Genomic DNA, 9,169 nt, shown 5'->3' on the forward strand with positions numbered 1-9,169 from the left:
ATGCCGTCGGCGCCGGCCCGGCCGGGCTCGCCGTCCCGCCCGCGCGCTCCGTCGTCGGGACCGGTCCCGGGATCGACCGAGAACGGCGTGGCCAGCACGCCGATCTGCCAGCCGTCGGAATCGTCCTCGCCCAGATGGATCAGGCGCTGGCACAGCAGGAAGAACAGGTTCCCCTGCACCACCAGCCGCGCTCCCGGCTCCACGATCAGGGTGCCGAGGTTGACCACGCGGACGACGTCGTCGCGGTATTCGCGGCCCCAGTCGCCCGGCCGGGCGCTGACGTTCCACTCGGTGCCGGCGGGGATGCGGCGGGTGAGTTCGCTCGACGCGCGAACCGGGAAGGGCAGGTGTCCCGCCATCCCGGCGAGGTCGGACTGCGCCACCGGCAGCCCGGCGAACACACCGGCTTCGCAGCGGTCATGGACGCCCTGGCCGAGACGCCGCCGCGCCGCGATGGTCGGGTTGAAGAAATGTTCCGCCCGCCGCGCTAGCGAGGCGTCGTCGGCTGTCGAGAAGACCCGGCCATGGTCTAGCGCCGGGAGGCCGAAGTCGCACCGCTCCTCCGCCCCGTCGAGAAGCCGCGCCGCGTCATGCCCGAGGGCGCGGGCCTGTGCCAGGAAGGCGCGGGTCTCGGTCGCGGTCAGGCCCATGCAGGCACCCCGGTCAGGAGGGCGAAGGGGCGCTTGCCTTGCACCTCGATGAAGGCTGCTAACTGCGCGGCGCGGGTCGCAGGCCGAGTGTGGTGGGACAGCGGGTTGGCGTCGTTGTAGACGGCGAGGACACGGTCGTTGAACCGCACCCGGTGGAAGCCCGCGAGTTCGAGCAGCGGAAACGTCGCGGCGGCATCGGTCGCTGCGGTCAGCCAGCGCCCATTGGCGTCCTTGAGGCAGTCGAAACCGGGATCCTGGCTGGCGATGGCGTGGAACAGGCCGGCACGGAAGGTTTTCAGGTGCGTCACGCGCGCCCCGAGCCGCAGGCCGCGGAAATCGGCCTCCGACGCGAAGGGCTGGGCGAAGCCCATGCGCCCGTCCGGCGTCTCGAACTGGCCCCAGCTCAGCCAGCAGCCGGGATCGTCGTAAAGCGCCGCGACGTGGGACAGGGCGTCAGGCCCCGCCAGCCAGTCGTCGCCGTCGAGGCAGACCACGATTTCGTCGGGATCGCAGTGGTTCGTCACGATGTCGTGGAGGTTGAAGGCGGCGCCCCGACGCTCGGTCCGGATGACGATTTCGATCCGCGGGTCGCCTTCCGGCAGCATCGCCGCCGCGCCGTCGGTCGAGGCGTCGTCGACATAGACCGCACGGACATTGACGCCGGTCTGTTCCTGGATCGAATTCAGGTGGCGTATGAGGAACGGCCCGGCATTGCGGAACGGCGCCGCGACCACGAGACGGGCGGCGCGCGGCGCCGGCCGCGTTTGGGCCGGATGAAGGGCGAGCGCCGCGACCCGCCGCCCTTCGCGCGCCGTCGCCACTATGTCCGCGGCGGGCGCGTCGGGACCGCCGAGGACGGCGTTGAAGGCCGTGATCGCCTCGGACAGCCGCCCGAGCGCGAGGGCGCACAGCCCGTATTCAAAGGCGAAGAGGTGGGTGTAAACGGCGCGGGCGATGAACAGGTGATCGTCGGGATAGGCGAGCCCGTGCCCGGCCATCGCGGCGAAGGCGTAGCCTTGCGCGAATTCGCCGGCGAGCCGGTGGTGGCGGATGATGTCGTACAGCGGCTCGATGCGTTGCGGTCGCGCGGCCCAGGCGGCAAGCAATGCGGTCGAGACTTCGGGCCAGGGCGCGCCGGCCTCGCCGTCCATCACCGCGGCGCGATAGCTGGCGTACCATCGCTCCTCTTCCCAGCCGCCGGCGGCGGCGCGGGCGCGGTGCCAGTCGCGCGCCTCGGCCGGGCGGCCGAGCTGGGCGAAGCTCTCGGCAAGGTAGAACATCGCCCTCGTGTCTGCCGGATCGGCCTCCAGTGCCCGCGTCAGCAGCGCAACGTCGCGGCTGTACTTGGCCGAGCGGTTGCCGCCGTCGCCGTGATGGACAAGCGCCAGCGCCGGCAGAACGCCGTCGATCGTCTCGGCATCGGTGTGGATGTATTCGTGCGTCACGCCGACGAAGCGCCAGTCGTGCCGGCTCGACACCAGCATGACCTGCGAATAGTCGAGTTCGGGGTCGTCGTAGCGCAGCCAGTAGCGGTCGGCGACCAGGCCGGCCTTGAAGTCAGGGTCGGCGACCTGGACCGTCATGTCGGCGTCGAGGATCAGCACATAATCGGCCTGGCGCCGCGCCAGCGCGATGGCGCGGCTGCGGTTGGCGCCGAAATCGACCCAGGCGTGGTGATGGACCATGCCCGGGATGCCTTCCAGCGCGGCCGCCGCACGCTCCGGCGTGCCGTCGGTCGAGCCGGTGTCGCAGATCACCCAGGCGTCGATCCACGGCCGCGCCGAATCCAGCGCCCGCTCGATGACATGCGCCTCGTCCCGCACGATCATGCACAGGCAGATCGTCGGGCGACGGACCGGCGCGTCGGCCGGACGCCGGATCGCCGCCGCCTCAGACATGTCTGATATAGCGGGTCGAGACCGCATAGTCCGGGAGCGGGGTGCTGACCGAGACCATGCCCGTTCCGGAACCGGTCGAGAACTGTGCGGTCTGCGGATTGCTCGCGGTCCAGTAGACGCCGCGCGACAGCAGGCCGGACAGCGTGCCGGTATTGTCCTGCTGTCCGCCGAGGCCGGCCGCGAAGCCCGAATTGCCGCCATCGATCAGTTCGGCGAAGGCCGCGGTGGACGAAGGCCAGAGGTTGAAGAGCGCCTGCCAGTCGGCGACGCCGGGAAGCTGCCAGCCGTCGGGCGCGTTGGCGTTCGCCGCGTCCCAGTTATAGAGCCGGCCATAGGCGTCGGTCAGCTTTTGCGTCCCGTAGGCGAAGGAGCCGTGGGTGTCATAGGCATAATTCTGGAGCATCCAGAACGTGTTGCCGAAGAGCCCGACGGGATAGGTCCGACCGGTCGGGTCGCTCACCCAGGAAACCTGGACGTACACCGTGAACTGGAGGGCATTCAGGAAGCCTTCATTGCCGTCGAAGCTTTGCAAGCTGAAGAAGATCGGCTCGCTGCGCGCGACCGGCGGAACGCTGAGGTTGAGACTGTCATAGTCCAGGGGCTTGGGGTCGGGGTAAGACACGATCGCCGGCGGCACGGTGGGGGCCGAGGCGAGAAGCTGGACACGCGCCACGTCGAACATCGTCCAGCGGAGCGAGATGGGGATCGCCGCATTGGGGTCGCGCATCTCGGCCAGCGGCGAGCCCGCGTTGAAGGCGACTAGGCCACGCGTCGGCGGAGGGTCGACCTTGGGGATGTCGAGGACGAAGACGTGGTCGTCGTAGCGTGTCGTCTCGTCCTGCATGAAGCCGGTGAACAGCAGATACATCTGCGTATGGCCGACCGGCGTGAACGATATGATATCCGAAAAGGTGAAAGTTACATTGGCCAGGTCGCCGGTGCCGAGGATAGACATGGTCGACGGCGTCAACGTCCAGACCGGCACCGGATCGCTGGCGGCGATGTCGGGATTGGTGGTCGACCAGCCGAGCGGCACGACCTTGGGGTCGGCACGGATGTTCCAGGCCGAACCGATCGGACCGACCCCGCCATTGTTCGTCGCGGGAGCGAGCGCGCCGGCAGTGCCGCCATAGACGAAGCGGACGTCGACCCGCGGGCTCCCCGCCGCCGTCTTGCCGCGGTAGACAGCGGCAGCGGCCGTATTCTTGATGTTGAGGAAGAGGACGTTGGTCAGCGGGTCGCCTTCGTCGGAACGGTAGACCAGCCCCTGGTTGTCGAGATTGACCTGCAGGACATCGGTCAGCGAGGCGTTCCCAGGTTTCTTCGGCTCCTTCAGGATCAACGTCCCGGACGTGCTGAAAGGCACATTGCCGGTTAGGCCGACCGGATTGATCTGCAGGCCGTCCGCGCCCGGCGCATCGGTCGAGACCACGCCGTCGAGGGTCAGGACGAGGTCCGCGCCGTCGTCCCACCTCTGGTCCTTGTTCGCGGTCAGGACGAGCGCCGGGCTGCCGGAGTCGACCGACGGAGTCCAGCCGTCGAGCGTCGCGGCCATCGCGGTGAACTGCGCCGCGGTGAAGAGGGTCGCCGGGTCGCCGTAGATGGTGAGCGTCGATGCCGGGTTGGTTGCCGAGATGCCTATGGCCCCGCCGGTCTTGTTGGTGAGCGTCACCTTGAGCGTTGCCGTGACCCCGACATCGATCGACGCGTCGCCGGTGGCGGGATTGACGATCGCGACCGGAATGAGTGCGGCGGCGGTCATGCCTTTTCTCCAGGCGTCGGATTGGGCACGAGGCCGAGCCAGCCTTCGATCAGGCGCTGCGGACTGTAGCCCCAGACGGCGACATCCGAAGCGGTGTCGGTGGGCAGCGGCGCCGGCGCCTTGCCGGGGGCGATCCAGGACCAGGAGAAGCCATTTTCGGCCGGCAGCGGCAAGGTAAGTCCACCCGAGCGCGCCAGCACGGGATGGGTGGCGAAGGTCAGCGACAAATCTCCGAGCGCAGCCGCGTACTGGTCGGGCGGGATCTGTACGACCCCGACCGGCAGGATACCCGTCGTGGCGTGGACCGGCGAGCGTGGATCGACAATGAGCGTGACCGGCGTAAGCCCGTCGTTGAGTTTCAGGCTCAGCGTATCGGGCAGCGGCTGCTTGACATCGTTCGCGCCTGCTTTCGGCGCCGCCGACGAATAGACGGTCGAATAGGGGTTGCCTGCCTGCGCTTCGGGCAGGAATGCGACGAGGCCGTCGTCGATGTTCGACAAATCGCCGAGCCGCAGCGGGAAGATCACGTCGGCGAGCCCCGCGCTGGTCTTGCTCTCGCGCGTCGCGTAGTCGATCCAGCCATTCTTTACCGCCAATGCGAGCGGGCCAGAGTCCGAGGTGTTCGCTTGACTGATCGGCAGCGCTCCGCCGGCGGTCGAGAGGCCGACGACCGCCCGCGTCACCGCCAGCGCCCGTCCCATCAGGATCGACAGCGAGACATCCTGCGCATGGCTCGCGGGTGCGATGTAGGCGTCGGTCGCCTGGATCGTCGCCATCAGATCCTTGAGGAAGCCGACCGATTGGCCGTCGATGAACCACATCAGGTCGGCGAGATGCGGGTTGACCGGCGGCTTGACGGTGGGGCCGATGTCCAGCGCGAGGTTGTCGGTCGGGTTGCCGATGTTGCCGGCGCGGGTGCGGTATTTCGACTGCCCGTGCTCGATCCCGAACGAGCCGATTTCGGCCCCGTCGGATCGGTAAAACACCAGCGACACGTCGAGGTGGTTGGGCAGGATCCATCCGCAGACCGGCGAGGTCGCGGGATGGGCGTTGAGCAGGACGAAGTCGTTCTTCTCCGCAGCGTCATGTGTTGCCGAGAGCCAGTGGAAGTCGAGGCGGGTCGGCACCAGCGGCCGCGGCGGCAGGTAGATCTTCTCGGCATTGGCGGTGTCGCCGGGATCGGGCCGGAAATCGGCCGAAGGCGCCACGGTCATCGCGCCCGAGGTCGTGGGCTTCGTTGCGAGATTCATCACCTGGCCGAAGACATCGACGATGGTGAGCGACTGCACCTCCATGAAACCCGAGCGCATCGGTCCGAAATTGAAGTCGGCGAGGATGCCGGTCGAGATCGGCGCGACCGAGTTGAAGGCGGTCGCATACCAGGTGTCCCCGGGCGTGGCGCGCGCCGCCTGGGCGATGGCGCCGGTCACCGCGTCGCGCGGGCCGGACACGCGGTTGGCGACTTCGATCTGCGGCATCGGCGTCTGCAGCGTTTGCTGCATCGACAACCCGCTCAGCGCCTGCGACATGATCCGCCGCCCGGCGATGTCGTCGCGGGCCGCCTTCAGTTCAACGTCGACGGTGTCGGTCGGATCGGTCGGATCGGCCGGATAGTCGGAGATGTAGGTGTCGATCTGGGTCGTCAGCCCCTCGGTGGGGCGCTTGTTCAGCACAACCGCTCCGGCATAGGTCACCGGCTTGCCGGTGGTGAAGCCCGGAACGGGCGCGCCGCTGCTGACGCGGTAGCGATAGTCCACCGCGTCGCTGTCGAGGGCGAAACGGTCGGAGATGGTCGTCGGTGCATAATCGGCTCCCTGGCCATGGGCGAGCGGATCGATCGAGGCGCTCCAAACCAGCCAGACCGGCAGGAACGGGTCGACCCGGGTGGGCGTGAATTCCGGCAATGGCGTCTGGGTGCGCCAGCCGACAGGATCGGGCGGAAACGCCCCGCCATTGGCCGCGGTGAAGGTGACGCTGAGTGCGATGGGAGCAGTGACGGTCTGCACGGGATCGGGCACCGGCTTGTATCCCGTTGCCCGGACGGCGGCGTAAAGTCCCGAGGCCGGCGCGCCGGACAGTGGCGCGGCGCCGCCTTGCGCGGTGGCGAGTGCCGCGGTGAAAGTCGTAGCACCGGCTACGGCCGGGTTGCTGGCGCCGCCCTGGCCGGCAAGCGCTGTCGCCACGAGGGGAACGGTCATCGGCAGCAGCAGTGCGGTCTCCGCGGCCAGCCCGCCGAGCGTCGCCACATCGGGCGCGGCGGCGGGAACCGGCAGCAGGCCCGTGAGGTCCGTGCCCTTCACGGTCCATGACCCGCCGCCAGCGGCCAGCGTCAGCCGGTCGATGACCTCGGCGCTGGTGCGCACCGCTATGGCTGTCGTCGCCCCGTTGCGCCGGACCGGCTCGATCCGGTCACCCTCCATCACCACGACCGTGTCGGTCGGCAGCCAGTAGGGGGCGGCGCTCGTCGCCTCCAGCACCCATTCCGGAGGCGGCGGCACGGCCCTTGGCCCGCGGGCGGCCAGCAACGCGGCGGTGGCTGCCGCCGCATCGGCATTGAGGGCCTTCAAGGCCGCCTGCATCGCGTTGAAGGCAGCGACGAGGCGCGTCGAGGCGGTGTCGCCCGTGTCCTTGGTGGTGACGCCGATGACCTGCCGCCCCTCGGAATCGAGGGGGAATGTGGCGAGCCCGATTTTTGCCTGCTGATCCTTTACCGCGCCGAGTTCGCCGCCCGTCGAGGTGGCGAGGAAACCTCCGAGGTCGTTGGTGCCGACGATAGGCGGGGGCGTGGTGGCGCCGCGGGTGTATTGCTTGACGAAGATCACCCAGTCCATGAAGAGCTGCCGCCGAAGCGTCACCAGCCGGTCGCGCCCCTGGTCGTATTCCTGCTGGGCAAGATTCAGCGTGTTGAGCTTCTCGGCGAGCGGGAGCGGCAGCGTCACCTCGACCGGCTGCGCCGGCGGCTGACCGTCCGCCGAGGGCTGCGACTGGGCCGAGACCGTCCAGAGCTGGCCGCCCGACTGCTGCGCGAAGGCCCTGCTGTGCAGCGATTCCACCAGCCCGGTCATGGTGTTGCCGCCATTCTCGATGTCCCGAAGGATGCCGAGCTGCAGCGCGTCGAGCAGGAACTCGTAGTCCGACTCGATGCCGGTTCCGGACGGTTTTGGAAGCTGGCTGCGCACGAGGGCGGATATCGCCTCGGTTGTGGTGTTGCCGATAGCGAGATCGACATCGTCGCTCCACGACGCGCCGCCGCCCGGCGCGGTGAGGAACGGCGTGTCGCTGTTTGGATCGAGCTGGTTCCAGTCGATCTCCTGCACGATGCCCGAAACGAGGCTGGTCTCGGGCACGTCGAGCGAGACGAGGACATTGTCCTTGCCGAGCGTATAGCCGATGGCAGCGGGGTCGAAGGTCCAGCCGAGTTGCTGCCCGGCGAGCGTCACGAAGATATCGGCCGGCGTGCGCTTGACCGGCACTTTCTCGGCCACGGTCTGGGCGAGGTAGGTGGCGTAATTCTTGGTGACTGTTGCGGCCATGCCGGCGAGCGGGTCCGCCGTCGGGTCCGACAGCCAGCCCATGACTTGGTAGCTCGCCCGGAAGCGCAGTTGCGTGCTGCCTGTGATTGCGGCGGCAATGGTCGGCATGTCGCCGAAATCGTCCCAGAAGCCGAACACGCTCCGGCAGTCGGGATAGTAGCCGGAGAAGGCCGGGCCGACGAAGCCGATGCAGGTGAGGTAGAGCGAATCTCCGCCTGGTCCCTTGTAGTTCGGCAGGTAGTCGGCGGGGTTCTCCTTTGCCGGGTCCCAGCCGGCGGCGTCAAGCACACGGCCCATATAGCTGAAGGGTGTGCTGCCGATCGCCACGGGAATGGCGATGGGATGCCGATCCTCGCCCAGCGGCCCCGGCGCGGGGGTGGCGCTGACATAGTCGCTCTCTACGATCCAGCTCTTCTGCGAGACCGCGCCCCATGTCTGGGCGACGGGATCGTAGAGGCTGAAGGAACGGATCACGAGCCAGCGGTTCGGCGCCGCTGGGAAGGTGACGCGCCCGTCGGCGGGCCCTTGCACGCCGCGCTTGAAGCGGTCGGGCAGTTCCCAGTGAAGGTGGATGCCGGCATCGAGCCGGTAGGTCGCGCTGTTGTCGGCAAGCGGGCGGACGATCGTGTCGCCGGTGCTCGCCACCCTGGAGGCGGAAGTGTACGGCAACTGGTCGAAGGCGGCCGTTCGGCCCTTGAAAGCGGGCGTCACGTTGCTCTGGTCGAAGCCGCTGACGCGGATCGCGGCGACATTCAGCGGGATGACGGCGCTCATGTTGCGCTCCGGTTCACGAAGGTGACCTTGCCGACGCCCTCGGTCATCTCGAATCCCATTTCGGCGGAATTGACGGACTTTATCCCGTTCGACGCGGCGACCTGGGCGGCGAGGGCCGTCATCTTGACGACCCGTGGCTGCTTGCCGCGGAACGCACCGCCGATCTGCGGCGTGTCGGTCTTTCCGGTCCAGGTGACCTGGCCGTTCGAGACGGTGAACAGGCGAAGAACCTTGGTCGCCGTGGGCGGGGTGCCGGGCACGTAGGAGTCGATGCCGTAGTGCAGCACCTCCGGCGCCTCGTGGATGTCGACGTGGTAAGGCTCGCCCTCGACGAGGCAGAACAGCGTGTCTGATTTCTCGCCCAGAAGGTCGAGCCGGCGCACCGGCAGCAGGATGATCTCAGCGCCCTTGTCGTCCGGGCTATGGCCCTTCGGGTAGATGTTGACGCCGAGACCCGGATAGTCGGCCACAACCGAAGAGCGCAGGATGAAGCCGTACCAGGGCTGCGGCACCGGCGGCCCGCCGGCGACGGCGAGGGGACCCGCGGGCATC

Annotated in this window: 5 protein-coding genes; all 5 read right to left on the reverse strand. The window is 68.4% G+C overall.

Annotation, left to right across the window (positions count from 1 at the left end; all coding sequences use genetic code 11):
* The coding region (locus tag ACH196_RS37170) for a hypothetical protein (protein ID WP_396651839.1) at positions 1–650 on the reverse strand (650 nt) is incomplete at its 3' end.
* On the reverse strand, positions 641–2,548 hold the full coding sequence (locus ACH196_RS37175; RefSeq protein ID WP_396651840.1) for a glycosyltransferase: 1,908 nt from the start codon (positions 2,546–2,548) through the stop codon (positions 641–643). The genes ACH196_RS37170 and ACH196_RS37175, both read right to left, overlap by 10 nt.
* Positions 2,541–4,310: an FISUMP domain-containing protein gene (locus ACH196_RS37180; RefSeq protein WP_396651841.1), complete on the reverse strand. Its 1,770-nt coding sequence runs from the start codon at positions 4,308–4,310 to the stop codon at positions 2,541–2,543. The genes ACH196_RS37175 and ACH196_RS37180 overlap by 8 nt, the downstream gene beginning before the upstream one ends.
* Positions 4,307–8,617 (reverse strand): hypothetical protein, encoded by a 4,311-nt coding sequence (locus ACH196_RS37185; RefSeq protein WP_396651842.1) that lies wholly within the window; start codon positions 8,615–8,617, stop codon positions 4,307–4,309. Before ACH196_RS37185 ends, ACH196_RS37180 begins: the two co-directional genes overlap by 4 nt.
* A partial coding sequence (locus tag ACH196_RS37190; RefSeq protein ID WP_396651843.1) for a hypothetical protein occupies positions 8,614–9,169 on the reverse strand: 556 nt, incomplete at its 5' end. The genes ACH196_RS37185 and ACH196_RS37190, both read right to left, overlap by 4 nt.

Origin of the sequence: Mesorhizobium sp. IMUNJ 23232 (assembly GCF_044326205.1) — a bacterium.
Taxonomy (GTDB): domain Bacteria; phylum Pseudomonadota; class Alphaproteobacteria; order Rhizobiales; family Rhizobiaceae; genus Kumtagia.